The organism is Nitrospirota bacterium, from assembly GCA_013388455.1.
Classification (GTDB): domain Bacteria; phylum Nitrospirota; class Thermodesulfovibrionia; order Thermodesulfovibrionales; family SM23-35; genus JACAFF01.
The window spans coordinates 1-16,469 of record JACAFF010000018.1 but is presented as its reverse complement, the minus strand read 5'-3'; the positions used below and the strand labels follow the sequence as shown (position 1 = coordinate 16,469).

Genomic DNA, 16,469 nt, shown 5'->3' with positions numbered 1-16,469 from the left:
TAATTCCCGGGGCAGCAAGGTCATTAATTTGAATAAAACAGTCATAGCAATTCCCACAGTAGAGCTTATCAGGATAAGGGCATCTTTCAAGTTTCTGTCTGAGTAGGTGGGTATAAAAACTATATGAAAAGGTTTGAGTTCGATGTTTTTATTTCCAATAGAAACAATTCCTTCTTTTAATCTTATGCTGATAAAAGGCTGTGTTAGCGCCGTATCAATCTCTTTTTGTCCTTCCTCAACAAGCTTTCTAAAACTTTTATCGTTGAGGGGTATTTTTTCCCTGAGTATAATAAAAGGCAGTTCTGCAAGGAATATCTCCGCATCTTTTGTATGGAGTTCTTTTGCATCTTTTTTAAAGACTTTATTTTTCTTTGGCTTGTAATAGAAATCTGGATTAGATTCAAATTCTGGTGATACCAGCACATGATAAAGCTTATCCCATGGTCTTCCAAATAGCTGGAGGGCACTGCCTAAATAAAAGCTCATAGTTTTTCTTCCACCAGCAAGAGAGCAATGAAGTCTTGTAGAGTGTTCAGATGCTTTTTCCTTGATAAATTCTGTGATGAAATCACCAAGACATTCGTTTTCCTGTCCGTTTCTTACATCATCAAGTTCATTGCCTTTGCTGTCTTTTACCACGATTATGGAATCTTGATTTAGCAAAGATTCCTGTATGCCGAATTCTTTGCAGAACTCTGAAAATCTTCCGGAATCAATAAGGTTTTTCCTAATAAGTTTCTTTCCATGAGAAGTTGTAATAACAAAGATTTCTTCTGGGTAAACTGGAGGCTTTTTATGGATTAAGGCATAGATAGTTTCTGTTATTATTTGTGGTGTGGTTCCAGCTACAAATATAAAGACTTCTTTGAATTTTGACTCTTTCATAAGTCAAGCTTAAACCTTTTACAATATCCCTTCAAGGAAAACAATATTGTGGCAATGTTTTCTTTGAAAAATCCCCCACGCCCCCCCTTTTCTAAAGAGAAGTAATTATTTGTCTTTCGTTATCTCATACTTCCCCAACCCAAATGCTGTCCCTTTTCCGATATGCAGAATTTCACCTGCTTTAATCAACGGCATAAAATGGCCTATTTTTCCCTCAAATTTTATTTCTCCCACAAACCCTCCCATCTTGAGCCTTGTCTCCTGCCTCCCTGAATACCGCTGCCACTCATGCCATTTCAAATCACGCTTTTTGACTTTCACATCTTTAGCCCTTTCGATCAGTCTTTTGAAATCCCATCCAGAAGGATCGCCATTGCAATGGAAATAGAAGAGGAGTGAAAGTCTTCTTAGAAGATTTCTCATGAAGATATGGAATTCGAGGTCGCGGGTGAGGTGGTTGTCATAGAGAATTCTTGTTGGCGTTAAAAAGGAAATAGAGATTGCTTCGTCGTTCTGATTTACATCGGAACTCCTCGCAATGACATTCTCTATGTTTAAATGCAGCGATGAAGTTCTAAACGTCTTGAGGGTTTTGGTTTCGGAATCATAAATTAACTTTCCATCACAACTGACATCTTTTAACTCATACTTGGCCTTGCCCTTTCCTATCCCAATCCTTCCAAGTTCATCAAAGGTATAAATAAAATATGGAAGATAATCTATCGCTCTTCCGATCAAGGTAAGGCCGAAATTTATTTCATCTCCCGGTTTAAAGCCCCTTCGTTTTTCCTGCGGAGGTTCGATAACAAAAGGATGAGGGGCTGCTTTATACTTCCGCATTATTTTCGTATCCGATGGTGGAGGGGTTTCAAAGACATAGGAATAGACGCATTTTTCTTTAAGCAAACAGTCCAAACATTCTTTGTCTTTTATGGCACAGACAACTCGCTTGAAGGTATATCCAAACCCACCTCTAAAAGTCGAGCCTTTATAAACAGGAAGTACAAGCGATTCTTTTGTATTTAATTTAAAAATAAAATGAGCGTATTGGATATAATCGGTTTTGGTTTTATTCACAACCAATGCACCTCCGAAAAACAGCAAAATCCTACTATAAAAACAAAAAATCTATATTTTAATTTTATATTCTTTTATTTTTGCACGGAGTGTATTTCTGTTAATCCCAAGAGTCTTTGAGGCTTTAATCTGATTGAAACCGGTCTCTTTTAATACTATTGCGATGAGTGATTTTTCCACTTCAGACATGACAGATGAATGAATATTGCAATTTTTAAGTTCTGTCATTTCTTTTAAATAGCGTTTAAGTTTCATCTCTAAAAATTCTTCCAAAGAATATTGACCAATGTCATCTATTATCAGGTCTTTTCTGGTAATAATCGGACCACAAGAAAGAATAGATGCCTTCTTTATAGTATTTTCAAGCTCGCGAATATTTCCAGGCCAGTCATGTCTTTGAAGGAAATTTCGTGCATCCTTTGAAAATTGCTTTGTTTCTAAATTAAATTTTTTAATATTTTCTTCAAGAAAATACTCAGCAAGATTTAAGATGTCTTCTTTCCTCTCTCTCAGTGCTGGTATTCTAATATAAGCATTATTGAAAATAGCTGAAAGTGATTCCTGCATTTGTCTTCTTTTAATCATCTCCGGTAAACTTTTACTTGATGCACAAATTATCCTTACATCAAAATCAACTACATTATTTTCGTCAATAGATTTATTTTTTATAAAACTAATAAGTTTATCCTGGAGGTTAAAATCCATTTCTTCTATACAATTTATATAAAGCGACCCTCCATTCGCCTCTTTCAATTTACTTTTATTTCCAAATAATTCAACCTCAATTAACTCTTTTGGAATAGCATTAAGGTCAATCGTAATAAAAGGATTCTTAGATCTTAAACTATTAGAGTGTATTGATTTTGCAACAATTTCTTTATATGTTCCATTTTCACCAGATATAAAAACATGGGAATTTTTTCCACTAAATTTTTTTATCTGTTGAAAAACCTTAATCATTTTGAGACTCATTCCCATAATTTGAGGAAATTTATCTGCTACTTCAATATTCAAATAAAACTCCTTCTAAATTTTTTATTTTATGAAATTATTAGGTTAGAACCTTTATCATAAAGATAATTATTCTACTACGTTTAGAATAGCAATGAATTTATCATAATAAGATAAATTTTGCAAGAAGTTACATTGACAGAATGAAATCGAAATTGTTAAAATTTATATCAACTTTTGAATAGGGAGGAGGGGTATATGGATGCCCTATGTAAGGGTTCGTGAGAGTGACTCTTTCGAAAATGCTCTCAAAAAGTTTAAAAAACAATGTGAAAAAGAAGGAATACTCTCAGAAATAAAGAAAAGAGAGCATTACGAAAAGCCAAGCGTTAAAAGGAAAAAAAAGGCGCTCGCTGCTCGTAAAAAAGCTCTAAAGAAAATTAGAATGGCGGTCAAATAATGTCCCTCTTGCAAAAAATTGAAGATGATTATAAGACTGCATTAAAAACATCGGACAGTTTAAAGGTTTCTGTTTTAAGAATGCTGAAGGCTTCTTCAAAGAACAGGCAGATAGACAAAGGTAAAGAATTATCCGATGAAGATATAATTGATGTCATTTCATCTCTTTGCAAACAGAGAAAAGAATCTATAGAAATGTTTTCAAATGGAGGGCGAGAGGATTTAGCCAAAAAAGAAAGTCAGGAACTTGCTATACTTCAATCATATTTACCAAGACAACTTTCTCCTGAAGAAATTGACAAAATTATCCTTGAATCTATAAAAGAAACATCTGCTCAAGGTTTGAAAGATTTAGGTAGAGTTATGCGTATAGTAATGTCACGTGTTAAGGGACTCGCTGACGGTAAAATTGTTAATCAAAGGGTTAAAGATCTCTTAACAGGCACATGAATTTAAGAAATTTTTACAATAAAGCCATTGAGACAGGAATTCAAAATGACCCCCGTGGTAAAGATGTGGTTATCAGGGAACTGAAGAGGAAGAAAAAACAATACGAAACTCTCAATGAGGATGAACGTGAGTTTTATGATAAGGAATCCATAAAGAATCCATATCCTGACTCAAGAATTTTATATGGTTCTGGTGAAGAGAATGTTCAAAGCATTCTCGTGGGTATCGATATTGATGTGGGTGAGATTTTGTTGGCCGAAACCCTGCGTTCTAAAGGCAAAAAGATAGATCTTATACTCTCACATCATCCTTCTGGAAGAGCCTATGCAGACCTTTATACTGTTATGCAGATGCAATCTGATATATTGAATACCTTTGGAGTACCTATAAATGTTGCAGAAGGACTCATGGAAAACAGGATTAAAGAAGTCGAAAGGAAATTAATGCCTGTTAATCATTCAAGGGCAGTTGATGCAGCGAGACTCCTTGATATTCCATTCATTTGTATTCATACTCCAGCAGATAATATGGTAGCAAGTTATCTTCAGAAACTTTTAGATAATGATAAACCGTATCTTTTGTCTGATGTTCTCGATATACTTAGAAATATCCCTGAGTATAAATATGCATCTGCCAATAATGTTGGTCCGAAGATAGTTCTTGGGACAAAAGAAAGAAAAGCAGGAAAGATATTTGTTGATATGACTGGTGGAACAGAAGGTGCAAAAGATATATTTGAAAGCCTTACAAACAGTGGTGTTAACACTATTGTTGGAATGCATATTAGCGAGGAACACCGTAAAGAAGCTGAAAAACAACACATCAATGTTATTGTTGCAGGACATATTTCAAGTGACAGCCTCGGACTAAACTTACTTATAGATGAAATTACAAAAGATGATTCAATCGACATTATTGAATGCTCTGGATTCAAAAGATTCAGTCGAATTTCAAGAGCAGACTGAATGAAGATTGATAGATTACTCGAAGAAATAAAATCTAAAATAGATATCGTTGAATTCATCTCTGATTATGTAACTTTAAAAAAGTCCGGTCAAAATTATAAAGGTCTCTGTCCTTTCCATTCTGAAAAAACGCCTTCTTTCATGGTAAATCAATCAAAACAGATATTTCACTGTTTTGGATGTGGAATTGGAGGTGATGTTATAAGTTTTTTAATGAAACACGATAATATTTCATTTATAGAAGCTATTCGATATATTGCGAAAAAGGCTGGTATAAAGCTAACAGAGTTAACTTTCCAAAAAGGTAATATTTCTGAAAAACGCAATATGATAATAAAGATAAATGAAGATGCACTCGGTTTCTTTATCAAAAATTTGAAAGGTTCTGAAATTGCAAAAAAATATTTACTTGAACGAGGGATTAATGATGAATATATTGATAAATTTCATTTAGGTTTCTCGCCTGATTCGAGAAATAGTCTCTGTAGATATCTTAATAAAATGGGGTATTCAGACACATCTATTAGAGAGGCAGGACTTGGTACCATTGATGAAAAAGGATACAGGGATCTTTTCAGAAAACGTATTATATTTCCTATCTATAATCTACAGAATGATCTTATTGCCTTTGGTGGTAGGGTTTTGGATAATACTCTTCCCAAGTATCTGAATACACCTGAGACTGAAATATTTAGAAAAGGTGAAATATTGTATGGCCTTCAACTGTCAAAGGAGGATATAAGAAAAAAAGGTTATGCAATAATCGTTGAGGGATATCTCGATGTGATAGTAAGCCATCAATACGGTTTTCAAAATACTATAGCCCCTCTTGGCACTGCATTAACAGCAAAACATTTACAGAAACTGAAGTTATTCTGTAAGAAAACAATATTAGTTTTTGATTCAGATGAAGCTGGAATAGCTGCAGCAAGAAGGTCTCTTCCTATTCTTGCTGAGAGCGACTTCAGAACAAAAATTCTACTTCTTCCTAAAGGTGAAGACCCTGACTCTTTTCTTAGAAAAAATGGTAGCCAGTCCTTTAATAAAATGATATCTAATTCAATGTCAATGATAGAATTTATCCTTAAAAAAATTAAGGGGGATAAGATTGATAAAATACGTGAGTTGCTCAGCATTATTACAGTCATGAAAGACGCAATACTGGCAGATGAATACTTAAGGGAATTATCTGACATATCACGTATAAATGAAACGATATTGAGAAATGAATTGAACAAATTAATTAAAAAACCTATCAAGGATTTACGATCAACAGGTATTGGAAAACCTTTAAAAAGAAACTATTTAAAAGAAGAATATATTCTCTTAAGTGCACTCATAACATATCCAGAAAAAGCTCCTGTTATATTTTCAGAATTGAATATTAATGCCATTCAGACCGATTTGATTAAATCTATTTTTGAAAAAATCAAGTCTCTTTCAGACAATTTTTCAGTAACCACTTTACTTGAAAAAGCTGATGAATCAGAAAAATTTCTGATTACGGAACTTTCATGTAATCCTGGCTTTGATTTAGAACACGTTGACAGGAACATTCAAGATTGCCTTCGAACAATCAAACAACGCATGATAAAAGAGCAACAAAAGTGGGGTGAGGAAAAAGGGGATATTGTATTGCTCAATTCTCTCTTAAAAGAGAAACGCAAACTTATTAAGGCTGAGATATGATAGAACGCTTCCATGACTTTTTAAATCAAGAATATACTGAAGAATATAACGAAGAAAAAGAGACATCAGATTTTATAATAGAGATGTCAGATGAAATATACGAAAAAGAAGAAGATGGTGCCAAACTAATTGAAGATGAAAAAGATCCTGTCCGTATCTATCTAAAAGAAATGAGCTCCGTTCCCCTTCTTACACGTGAAGAGGAAATCGAAATTGCAAAAAAAATAGAAGAAGCTAAAGAGAAAATATATAAAACGATTTTTTCTCTACCATTTGTCTTGAATAAAATAATAGAACTTGGAAATCTTTTCAAGATTGGTGAAGCTCCTGTTAATGACATTATACAGAATAGCGAGGAGGAGACTGAAGAAGAACTACTATTATTGAAAAAAAGATTCATAGAGAATACCAAGAAAATACAGGTCCTCTTTAAAAAGAAATTGCAATATCTTTGTAAATTAAATGATAGTTTATCTCAGAATAAAATAAATAAACCTGTTAAGAATAGGTCTTTATATTCCAATAACTATCAAAATTTCTTAAAATTGTTAGATAGAATTGATTGCTGCTTACTCGATAAAGTTCATGAGCTCAATCTTAAAGAAGAAGTTATAACAGCATTTTCAAATGAATTAAAACGCTCTGTTGCAGAAATAGAGGCTTTTCAGAGGAAAATTGCATTTCTAAAGAAAAAATCAAAATCTCTAACCTCAGCTATTAAAAAAGAGATTAGATTATACAAGGGCATTATTAATAAAAAAGAAATCTTATACAATATGACATTCGCAGATATGAAAAAAGCTTTGAAGGTTATTATAAAGGGTGAGAAGGAAGTATATAAATCAAGAAAAGCTATGATAGAAGCTAATCTGCGACTTGTTATAAGCATTGCAAAGAGATATCTTGGCAGAGGTTTGAGTTTCTCTGATCTCATTCAGGAGGGTAATAGTGGTCTAATGAGGGCTGTAGATAAATTTGACTATAAAAAGGGCTACAAATTCAGCACATATGCAACATGGTGGATCAGACAGGCAATAACAAGAGCACTTGCAGATCAATCAAGAACAATAAGGCTACCAGTTCATATGGTCGAAACAATCAATAAAATTATGAGAGTGATACGTAATTTCGTTCAGGAATTTGGAAGAGAACCAACTTCCAATGAAATTGCTGAAAAACTACAAATAGAAGTAGAAAAGATAGATGGTATACTAAAGATATCTAAAGAACCAGTCTCCCTTGAAACACCTATTGGTGAAGAAAACAGTCATCTTAGAGACTTCATTGAGGATAAAACTATACTTTCTCCACTTGATATTGCTATACAAGATGATATGAAGAAAAAAATAGACGAAGTCCTCAGTTCTCTATCTTTAAAAGAAGAAACCATTATAAGAAAGAGGTTTGGAATTGGGATTGAACTTCCTAAAACTCTTGAGGAAGTCGGAACTGAATTTGATGTTACCCGTGAAAGAATAAGACAGATAGAGTCAAAAGCTATCAGAAAGTTGAAACATCCTTCAAGAAGCAAATGGTTGAAAGAGTTTATCGAAAAATCTTGATAAAAAATGTAATTGAGTTTATATTAAAAATTCATAATTTATAAGTTATATACCCTTTTAAACTAATTATAGTGCAAAATTTCAATAAGGGCCCATAGCTCAGTTGGTAGAGCTACCGGCTCATAACCGGTTGGTCCCAGGTTCGAGTCCTGGTGGGCCCACCAATGGTGTGATAATGAATGAAGAACTTAAACATCTAATAGAATTACAGCAAATTGATACTAAGATACTCGGAATAAATCACATACTGGATCAAATTCCCTTCAAGATTAAAGAGGCTGAATCTCCTCTCAAAGAATTAAATCTCAGCTTTGATAATATTAAACAGAAACTTCAGGCTCTCGAAAAGAAGAAACGAAATAAAGAAATAGAATTAGACAATATTAATGATAAAATCAGTAAAGTAAAATCCCGCATGAGCGAAATAAAAACTAATAAAGAATATCAAGCATATCTTAAAGAAATTGAATCTTTTGAAAAAAATCGTTATCAAATAGAAGATGAAATCCTTAATATTATGGAAGAAATAGATATTACTGCAAAAAATGTAAAAATAGAAGAAGAAAAAATAAGAACTGAAAAAGAGAAAATAGAAAATCTGAAGAAAAAACTTACAAATGAAAAGTCAGAGATTGAGAAAGAACTATTAAGCATACGAGAGATGAGATCAAAAATTGCTGAGAAACTTGATAAAGAACTCTATGATACTTACATAAATCTTCTCGAGACATATAATGGTATGGCAGTAACAGAAGCGAAGGAAGAAATCTGTCAGGGCTGTAATATGAATATTCCACCCCAGCTTTTTGTGGAATTGAAGAAGAATGATGAAATAATATATTGTCCACAATGCCGTAGGATACTGTTTTATAAAAATACAAATTGATTCTTCTCTATACTTCCAAAAATTAAACAATTGTTATATAATAATAAAACTTTATTATAAGTCAGGGCAGGATGAGTGGTTACCCTGTCTTTTTAAAGCTTTGCTAACAGGTAATAAGTGCTATTTGATATAAACCATAAGACTTTAGAATAGACAGGGAGGAAAGTCCGAGCTCAAAAGGGCAAGGCGGTCGTTAATTGCGACTGGGGTTAACCCAAGGAAAGTGCCACAGAAAGGGAAACCGTCCCAGCTTAAGTTGGGACAAGGGTGAAAAGGTGAGGTAAGAGCTCACCAGTTGAGATGGCAACATCTCAAGCTTGGTAAACCCCGCCTTGAGCAAGGTCGAATAGGTTCCGTTTTGAGAAGTGCCCCTTCGAATTCCCTGACTAATTAAGGGGAAGACGGAACGGGTTATGACCGCATGAGTCTAATGGAAACATTAGACCTTAGATGAATGACCACTTTTAACAGAACTCGGCTTACATCCTGCTCTGAAAATAATTGGAGGATCTAAATGGAAGATCATAAACTGAAAGTCTTTTGCACTGTTGCTGAGACTAAGAGTTTCTCTAAAACCTCTGAAATTATTCATTTAACACAGCCTGCTGTTAGCCTTCAGATTCAGGCACTTGAGGAAAAGTATGAAACAAAACTCTTTGATCGTTCATCCAGTACTGTAACACTTACTCCTGCCGGTGAGATTCTTTATAAATATGCAAAAGAGATTCTATCATTATATTCATCTGCAGAAAAATCTATTGGAAAACAGACAGGAATAGTTAAAGGAAGTTTAACAATAGGTGCAGGTTCAAATATAGGAAACTATATCCTTCCCAGTGTTATCACTGACTTCAGAAAAACGCATCCAAAGATAAAGATTTATCTTATTGTTAGTAATACAAAAAGAGTCATAGAGCATCTCAACTCAGGCAGTATAGATGTAGGCATTGCAGAAGGCGATGTATCCAGACAGAAAATGGTCTTAAAAAAGCTCATTTCCGACGAATTGCTATTAATTGCTCCTCCTGATCATCCTTGGTCAAAAAGAAAAGAGGTATCTCTTCCAGAACTTATAAAGGAACCTTTTATATTTCGTGAAGCTGGTTCCGGAACACGACAGATCATTGAAAAATTTCTTGCAAAACATGGAGTCACTCCACAGGATATGAAAATATCTGCAATACTTGGAAGTACAGAGGCGATAAAAGATGCTGTTGAAAACGGTCTTGGAGTTTCTATAATCTCACGATGGGCTGCACGCAAAGAGATCAAATACGGAACACTTCGTCTTCTTAACTTAAAAGAGGAAAAGATGGTTAGAGATTTTTATGTTATCTCTAAGAAAAATTCTATTACTTCAAATGCATTTGATGAATTTCTTACATTTTTGAAATCTTACCCCTTTGATAAACTTTTACAATAACTCTTTAACCCAAATAATGTAGATATTTCTCGAAAATTTCCTTAACTCGATACATCCCCCTTTATTTCTCACAACCTCTGCATTATTCTAATAGAATTTTTTGGTTTAAAGTTTATCTCGGAAGATACGGTAATCAATATCCTGAAATATCTTATCCTGCTCTTCTATCTCTTCAAGACGCCTTTCTGATATTTCTCCATTAATTATTGAATGATATAGATAATTAAATCTGCTTATATGTTGCTCAAACCTTTTGCAAGCATAGTCTTTTGCGTTGTTTGTTTTCATCATGAATATCCAATCGCTATGTTGTGAAAGTAGAAGTTCTCTTGCTGCTTGATTGATAGCCCTATGAATAAGATTAGTGGACTTCTTAAATCTATCTGCAAGTTGTTGCATTCTTTCTGTTGCCATAAATATATGCCGGTAGACATAGTCATTAGAGGGATTAAGCCATACCCGCGAGTATCCCTTATCTCCCCAGCTTGATAAATCAGGATTACTTAACTGCAAATACCGAGCCTGTTTATAAATTGAAGCAAGATATTCAGAAGGATTGATCATTTTAAAATTTCTCTCGGGGAGGTTTATTTTTCTTAATATTGAATTAAGCCAATCAATACCTTCAAACCACCAGTGTCCAAAAAGTTCTGCGTCATACATTGCTGTAATAATCGGCTTGATATTCATTTTTGTAAAGAGCAATTCAACCTGTCGATCCCTGCTAAAAATAAAATGATCTGCATGCCCTGAAACCTTCTGTTTCGCTCTTCTGATAATATAGGGTTCTTTATAATTCGTTTTCCCCGTTATTCTATAATATTTGAGACCTGTATAGGTTTTTGCTCCATAAGGTTCAAGAAACGATTTTACATAGTCTTTATTGATATCAAATCCTATGTCTCTATAAAAATCTCTGTAATAAAAGTCTCCTGGATAACCGTGAAAAGAGGACCAAACCTGCTTTGAAGTTTCAAAATCTCTACCAAAAGCATAAATATTTGAGGGACATCGTATTGGTGCATAAACGCTGAATTTAGGTTTAGGAATTGAATTGAGTATACCATGGGTATCAAGGAAATAAAATTTTATCCCTTCTTGCTTAATATATCTTTCAAAATCAGGTGCATATCCGCATTCAGGAAGCCACATTCCCTCAGGATTGTTTCCGAAATTTTTCCTGAATTGATTTACTCCCTGTTTTATCTGTGCTCTGACCGCAGTTGGATATAGAGATAAATTTGGTAAAAAAGCATGGGTTGCAGCAGTAGATAGGAATTCTACTTTTCCTGAATCGGACATTGCCTTAAATGCAGTTATAAGATCTTTTTTATAAACATCTTCATAGAGACGTTTAATCAATTTAAATCGATTATGATACATTTTTACAACAGGTTCGAAATGTATATCTCCTTTCACTCTATAAAGTTCCTTTTCAGATAATTCTTCTAATCTTTCAATATGCCGTTTAAATCTTTCCCTGAGAAGAGAATCATTAAACATTTCAATAAGAGTCGGACTAATAGATATGGTAATCCTGAAATCGATACTATCATCAATTAGATTTTCAAGCATATTGATTAATGGTATGTAAGTTTCATGGATAGCTTCATAAAGCCAGTTTTCCTCCAGAAAATACTCATACTCAGGATGCCTTACATAAGGCAAATGGGCATGTAGAACGAGACAGAAAAATCCCTTAATCATAAACGATAATTCCTTCCTTCTTCACTCTGGTACCATCTTTAAAAAATAAATAGAAATTGCTCCGAAAATTAGCGGTAAAGACCACGAGGATACTACTGCTGGAATTATTCCTGCATATCCAAGTGAGAGCATAAATGTATATCCAAGCCAGTATATAAAGCTAATCCCTAAACCGACTCCTGCGGCAAATAAACCGCCACCTATTTTTTTCGTTACAGAAAGAGATAGTCCAAGGATCAATAAAAAGAAGTTTATGGAGGGATAGGAGATTTTAGAATACATGTCTACAAATAGCTTCTTATCTTGAATTCCTAAAGCTCCTAATCTGTTTATATATCTTCGTAATTCGATGACACCCATGTCCTCAGGCTTTTTTATTCCTTCACTGAAAATGTCCGGGGATTCAAGACCCTGATAATCCATTTCTTTCAAGTGTTCAATTTCATTTTTTTCAACATTATATATATTAATATCTTTAAGAATCCACATTCCCTCAATACCTTTTTCAACCCATTCAGCACTTTCTGCCTCTATCCGCTGTTTCAGTGATGATTCTCCAATTATGAAAATGCTCATATTTTTAGCTAACCTTTTCTCAGGAATATAAAGCTCAATTCTTATCAGAGACCCATCTTTCCCTCTTAGCCAGAGTTTGCCTTCCTTAAATGCAATCTTTCTCTCTTTATTCTTCAGCGTATTTTTTAATTCATTAAGCCTTTCTGAAAAATTGGGGACTATAATTTCTCCTACTATAAATGCAAAAATAGTTGTTAGAATGCCAAATAAAAGAAAAGGATAAAAAAGATTCTTAATTTTACCTCCTATTGCTTTGAAAGCAACAATCTCATTATTACGCGCTGCTTGACTGAAAATAAATAAACTGCAGATGAGCATGGACATTGGCAAAAGATAATAAAGAAATTTCGGAAAATTAAGAAATGCATACCATATTAAGATTGTGATAGAGGGCTTGCCCGGCATGAAATCATCAATTTTATCTACAAGGTCAAGTAAACTAAATATTATTGCGAGACCAAAAGCAATGATTCCTAAGATTTTTAAAAATTCTTTTATATAATATTGTTGTATCTTCTTCAACGTTTACTTTCCTTATTTATAAGAAATAAAGCAATTATACTGATTAAAATAGTAGGAATCCATGCACCTACATAATGCTCAATCTTTCCTGCTTTAACAAGATTTTCACAATAAATAAGCAACATATAGTATGCAGTGAAAACTGTTAGTCCTATAGTTAATCCTCCAAGTCTACCAGATTTTCCAGCCATCATTGAAAGTGGAGGTCCGAAAAAAATCAGAACAATACATAAAAACGGTAGTGACAATCTTCTGTGGAGTTCAAGATAAAGGTTAATTATACTACTATGTTTTTCAGTATTTTTAATATTTTTAATTATTTCATATGGAGTATATTCCGCATTTTTTTTTGACGGTGTTTCAGATTCAAAATTTAGAACCATATTGTATTTTTGAAAAAATATCTCAGTAGTAGTATTCAGTCTTCCCATGTGGATATATCCGTTCTTCAGAAAAAAGTTTATACGATACCCATCTTTAATAAAAATCTTTCCATCTTTTGCAATAAGTATTTTAGGTTCACTCTTATTCCTGCTGTCATAAATGAATATGTCTTTAAATTCGTTTTCTGACGTCTTTTCCCTCACCGTAATCATCATATCTTTAAAATATGTATGAAATCCGCCTTCTGTAATCGCAAGAGGCGTTCGCACTTTTATAATATTTGTAACTTCTTCCCTTAATTTAATACTGCTTTTTGGGCCGATATAAATACTAACAGCGATATTGAAAATAAAACATATAAACCCGAGCATAAATACTGGCAATGAAAGTCCCTTGAAATCCATTCCACTATTCTTTAGTATCACAATTTCGGTGTCTATGTTCAGACGGCCATATACAAGGAGTGTAGAGAGAAGGAGAGACATAGGCAGAGTAAGTAAAAATAACTGAGGCTGAATGTAAAGAATAATCTTTGCTATATCAAATATCGACGTCCCTAAGCCTGAGAGAAACCTGCTTAATCTAAGCAGTTTCTCCATCATGAGAATAAAATTAAGGACACTGAAGCTGAGGATAAAAGTGATGATTAATTCTTTTAATATAGATTTGTGTATTATTTTCATATATAAGTTTATGATAAAACTATTTTATCATAAACTTATAGGACAAACTCTTAATCCAAAATGCAGAACAGCAGAAATAAATACTATGTATTTGGTATTTGTAGGTTATCAAGAGGAGGAAGTCCCTCATCAATATAACTCAATAATTTTATAAACTCTTGAAGAACTTCCCTATCTTTTTCTGACATATCAAGAAACTCGATACCTAAATCATAGTGTTCTGTTTCTTCAATCTTTACAGGGATACATGAAGCAATTCTTCCAGTAAATTTTATTGATTTATCTTCTGACAGGTCTACTTCCATTGGTAATCTGGTTTCAGTTTCCAGAGGCATATTACTCTCTAAAAGCAACCCTCCAAGGCTTAGTTTTTTCACTTTATAGTTTTCAAAAGTATTCAAAATTGCTTTATCCGGATTATCAATACGAACTCTAACATGTAGCCTTAGACCATCTACTCCAAATACATCTACATATTTCTCTTCGTAGAGTTTATGTTTATCAATAAAAGCTGCTATCTCCTTTATTTTTTCATCATTAAGTTGTGTGAATTTCATTCCTGCAGTATAAATAGGCACAATATCACCTTTAGGCCCAACCTTACTTCCGGATATCATAGACCATACAACCATTGCCTTAACATTAATAACCCTTCCTTTATTCTCCATAGTGAGTAAATATTCACTACCCAGATTCAGTCTTCTGTCAACTTTCAGAGATACACCACCAACACTAATGTCAATTATCTGCACCTCGCTGGCGAGAATCATCTTGCTATTAATTTCCATCACATCTACTAAATATCTTTTGTAACGTCTTTTGTCATGCATAGCTAATCTGATAGTATTTTATGCTTTATAGAATTGCAATATATTATAACTTTAATTATTTAAATAATGTATCAATATTTTTTTACTTTTAGTATGTATTTACTTCTGTTTGACCTTTAAGAATACAGAAATTTAGCTCCAGCGATAATAATGGGAATTTAAGTCTTTGGTGGAGCTGATCGGGATCGAACCGACGACCTCTTGAATGCCATTCAAGCGCTCTCCCAACTGAGCTACAGCCCCATCTTGTAAATTAAGATATATAAATTAACACATTTCCACTTACCCTGACAATAGAACCCTATCACAAAATCTGCTGATTGTCTGGTTTTTATTAAATATCGACAATTTAATCAAATCTGCTTTTGAAAATTATCAAAAAGGAATTATGTAATTACAAGAGTTGCAGAAGAACTTCAAAAATTAGTCTTATCCAGAAAGTAACTACATTTTTTTTAAAAATATTTTTGCTATTTTTTTAAGATTTATATATAATTTTTCTATTCTGAGTTGACCATGACAAACAAACGAAGACATAAGAGATTTCCACTTACAGGCTCTGCTGTCCTCACATTTTCTGGTATCGGAAATGATGAAAAGATTAATACAATAATCAGCGATATCTCTCTTTCAGGGATTGGATTGTATTCGGATATTCCCCTAAAAGACAACGCAGATGTTTCAGTCGAAATAAAATTTATAGCTACAGACGGTTTAATAAAAACTGATTTTATTCAAGGCCATATTGTTTATGTTAGAAAATTTGGAGATATGTATTTTTTAGGCATACAGTTCCATAATGAAATCAACGAATCAAACCAACCTTATCTTAATGAACACTTACAGAAACTTTACTCTCTAAATTATTAAGAGCCTGTCGGACTTATGACAAAAATTTCGCCTAAATTATATGAAACGTTTTTTATATTTATTGTATCAATCAAAAAAATCATCTTAAATAATTTTTAGCAGCCAGATTACCTCATAAAATAGAGGGACACACTACACCATTTGTTTATTCAGTTGCCATCTTAAGATTCCATAGCCGTTTGAAGTTATACGCCATCGTTACCAGTTTCTACTCGCCAGCTACCTTTTCCAGTCCCCTCAGCAAAAACTGCCTGAACCCCATGCACTGTTTAATTATCCCAAACACAGGCTCCACTGTCTTCTTCCTCCGTGCATTCAATGCCCGCCCAATCTCCGTTTCAAGCTTTTCCTTCATCCGCTTCAACCACTGGGCCTTAACCGCACGAGCCTTTCTTTTTAATGCCTTCTCTGGCCGGTTAATCATACCTCTTCGGGTGTTAGAATAATGTTGTGTCTAAGAGTAGAAAAATAAGAGGAGGATACAAGTTGGATCAAAAGACATTTGAAACAATCAAAGACAAAGCTATTGAAACAATATTGAGCAAACATT

15 protein-coding genes, 2 tRNA genes, 1 other RNA gene and 1 pseudogene are annotated in these 16,469 nt (G+C 33.5%); 10 read left to right on the top strand and 9 right to left on the bottom strand.

Annotated features, from left to right (window positions below; translation table 11 throughout):
- From HXY53_04495 to HXY53_04485, 3 genes are all read right to left on the bottom strand, one after another.
- The coding region (locus HXY53_04495) for a TIGR02584 family CRISPR-associated protein (protein ID NWF75824.1) at window positions 1–885 on the bottom strand (885 nt) is incomplete at its 3' end.
- A gap of 105 nt (window positions 886–990) precedes the next feature.
- Complete coding sequence (gene cas6 / locus HXY53_04490) at window positions 991–1,962, bottom strand: CRISPR system precrRNA processing endoribonuclease RAMP protein Cas6 (protein NWF75823.1); 972 nt, start codon at window positions 1,960–1,962, stop codon at window positions 991–993.
- Window positions 1,963–2,013: 51 nt separating this feature from the next.
- Window positions 2,014–2,976, bottom strand: a complete 963-nt coding sequence (locus HXY53_04485) for a sigma-54-dependent Fis family transcriptional regulator (protein ID NWF75822.1) — start codon at window positions 2,974–2,976, stop codon at window positions 2,014–2,016.
- Between the two features lie 199 nt (window positions 2,977–3,175).
- Here HXY53_04485 and HXY53_04480 point away from each other — a divergent pair, with 199 nt between their 5' ends.
- The 9 genes from HXY53_04480 (at window position 3,176) to HXY53_04440 (ending at window position 10,347) form a co-directional block, all read left to right on the top strand.
- The gene (locus HXY53_04480; GenBank protein ID NWF75821.1) at window positions 3,176–3,373 is read left to right on the top strand and encodes a 30S ribosomal protein S21; all 198 of its coding nucleotides are present in this window, start codon (window positions 3,176–3,178) and stop codon (window positions 3,371–3,373) included.
- Complete coding sequence (locus HXY53_04475) at window positions 3,373–3,822, top strand: GatB/YqeY domain-containing protein (GenBank protein ID NWF75820.1); 450 nt, start codon at window positions 3,373–3,375, stop codon at window positions 3,820–3,822. The genes HXY53_04480 and HXY53_04475 overlap by 1 nt, the downstream gene beginning before the upstream one ends.
- On the top strand, window positions 3,819–4,787 hold the full coding sequence (locus tag HXY53_04470) for an NGG1p interacting factor NIF3 (protein NWF75819.1): 969 nt from the start codon (window positions 3,819–3,821) through the stop codon (window positions 4,785–4,787). The genes HXY53_04475 and HXY53_04470 overlap by 4 nt, the downstream gene beginning before the upstream one ends.
- Window positions 4,788–6,476, top strand: a complete 1,689-nt coding sequence (locus HXY53_04465) for a DNA primase (GenBank protein ID NWF75818.1) — start codon at window positions 4,788–4,790, stop codon at window positions 6,474–6,476.
- Entirely contained in the window at window positions 6,473–8,038 is a 1,566-nt protein-coding gene (gene rpoD, locus HXY53_04460) for an RNA polymerase sigma factor RpoD (GenBank protein ID NWF75817.1), read from the top strand. Before HXY53_04465 ends, rpoD begins: the two co-directional genes overlap by 4 nt.
- An 88-nt stretch (window positions 8,039–8,126) precedes the next feature.
- Window positions 8,127–8,202 (top strand) — tRNA-Ile (locus HXY53_04455).
- Window positions 8,203–8,213: 11 nt separating this feature from the next.
- Complete coding sequence (locus HXY53_04450; GenBank protein NWF75816.1) at window positions 8,214–8,924, top strand: hypothetical protein; 711 nt, start codon at window positions 8,214–8,216, stop codon at window positions 8,922–8,924.
- Between the two features lie 63 nt (window positions 8,925–8,987).
- Window positions 8,988–9,421, top strand: an RNA gene (gene rnpB / locus HXY53_04445) — RNase P RNA component class A.
- Window positions 9,422–9,438: 17 nt separating this feature from the next.
- Window positions 9,439–10,347: a LysR family transcriptional regulator gene (locus HXY53_04440; protein NWF75815.1), complete on the top strand. Its 909-nt coding sequence runs from the start codon at window positions 9,439–9,441 to the stop codon at window positions 10,345–10,347.
- 105 nt (window positions 10,348–10,452) lie between these two features.
- On the opposite strand, the gene HXY53_04435 is transcribed toward HXY53_04440, so the two are convergent.
- The 5 genes from HXY53_04435 to HXY53_04415 all read right to left on the bottom strand — a co-directional run bounded on the left by HXY53_04435 (window position 10,453) and on the right by HXY53_04415 (window position 15,292).
- Window positions 10,453–12,054 (bottom strand): DUF1957 domain-containing protein, encoded by a 1,602-nt coding sequence (locus HXY53_04435; protein NWF75814.1) that lies wholly within the window; start codon window positions 12,052–12,054, stop codon window positions 10,453–10,455.
- 21 nt (window positions 12,055–12,075) lie between these two features.
- Window positions 12,076–13,152 carry a YjgP/YjgQ family permease gene (locus tag HXY53_04430; GenBank protein ID NWF75813.1) on the bottom strand — a complete coding sequence of 359 codons (1,077 nt, stop codon included), beginning with the start codon at window positions 13,150–13,152 and terminating at the stop codon, window positions 12,076–12,078.
- A complete protein-coding gene (locus tag HXY53_04425; GenBank protein ID NWF75812.1) occupies window positions 13,149–14,219 on the bottom strand; it encodes a YjgP/YjgQ family permease in 1,071 nt (356 codons plus the stop codon). The genes HXY53_04430 and HXY53_04425 overlap by 4 nt, the downstream gene beginning before the upstream one ends.
- A gap of 83 nt (window positions 14,220–14,302) precedes the next feature.
- Window positions 14,303–15,049 (bottom strand): PilZ domain-containing protein, encoded by a 747-nt coding sequence (locus HXY53_04420; GenBank protein ID NWF75811.1) that lies wholly within the window; start codon window positions 15,047–15,049, stop codon window positions 14,303–14,305.
- A 167-nt stretch (window positions 15,050–15,216) separates the two neighbouring features.
- A tRNA-Ala gene (locus tag HXY53_04415) sits at window positions 15,217–15,292 on the bottom strand.
- Window positions 15,293–15,565: 273 nt separating this feature from the next.
- On the opposite strand from HXY53_04415, the gene HXY53_04410 reads away from it, so the two are divergent.
- A complete protein-coding gene (locus HXY53_04410) occupies window positions 15,566–15,919 on the top strand; it encodes a PilZ domain-containing protein (protein ID NWF75810.1) in 354 nt (117 codons plus the stop codon).
- Window positions 15,920–16,127: 208 nt separating this feature from the next.
- Here HXY53_04410 and HXY53_04405 read toward each other — a convergent pair.
- Window positions 16,128–16,226, bottom strand: a pseudogene (locus HXY53_04405) (transposase).
- Between the last annotated feature and the right edge of the window lie 243 nt (window positions 16,227–16,469).

Excerpts from the sequence above, each read along its gene's own strand:
- HXY53_04480 (NWF75821.1), top strand. The coding sequence starts at position 3,176 with ATGCCCTATGTAAGGGTTCGTGAGAGTGACTCTTTCGAAAATGCTCTC.
- HXY53_04475 (NWF75820.1), top strand. The coding sequence starts at position 3,373 with ATGTCCCTCTTGCAAAAAATTGAAGATGATTATAAGACTGCATTAAAA.
- HXY53_04470 (NWF75819.1), top strand. The coding sequence starts at position 3,819 with ATGAATTTAAGAAATTTTTACAATAAAGCCATTGAGACAGGAATTCAA.
- HXY53_04465 (NWF75818.1), top strand. The coding sequence starts at position 4,788 with ATGAAGATTGATAGATTACTCGAAGAAATAAAATCTAAAATAGATATC.
- rpoD (NWF75817.1), top strand. The coding sequence starts at position 6,473 with ATGATAGAACGCTTCCATGACTTTTTAAATCAAGAATATACTGAAGAA.
- HXY53_04450 (NWF75816.1), top strand. The coding sequence starts at position 8,214 with ATGAATGAAGAACTTAAACATCTAATAGAATTACAGCAAATTGATACT.
- HXY53_04440 (NWF75815.1), top strand. The coding sequence starts at position 9,439 with ATGGAAGATCATAAACTGAAAGTCTTTTGCACTGTTGCTGAGACTAAG.
- HXY53_04435 (NWF75814.1), bottom strand. The coding sequence starts at position 12,054 with ATGATTAAGGGATTTTTCTGTCTCGTTCTACATGCCCATTTGCCTTAT.
- HXY53_04425 (NWF75812.1), bottom strand. The coding sequence starts at position 14,219 with ATGAAAATAATACACAAATCTATATTAAAAGAATTAATCATCACTTTT.
- HXY53_04420 (NWF75811.1), bottom strand. The coding sequence starts at position 15,049 with ATGCATGACAAAAGACGTTACAAAAGATATTTAGTAGATGTGATGGAA.
- HXY53_04410 (NWF75810.1), top strand. The coding sequence starts at position 15,566 with ATGACAAACAAACGAAGACATAAGAGATTTCCACTTACAGGCTCTGCT.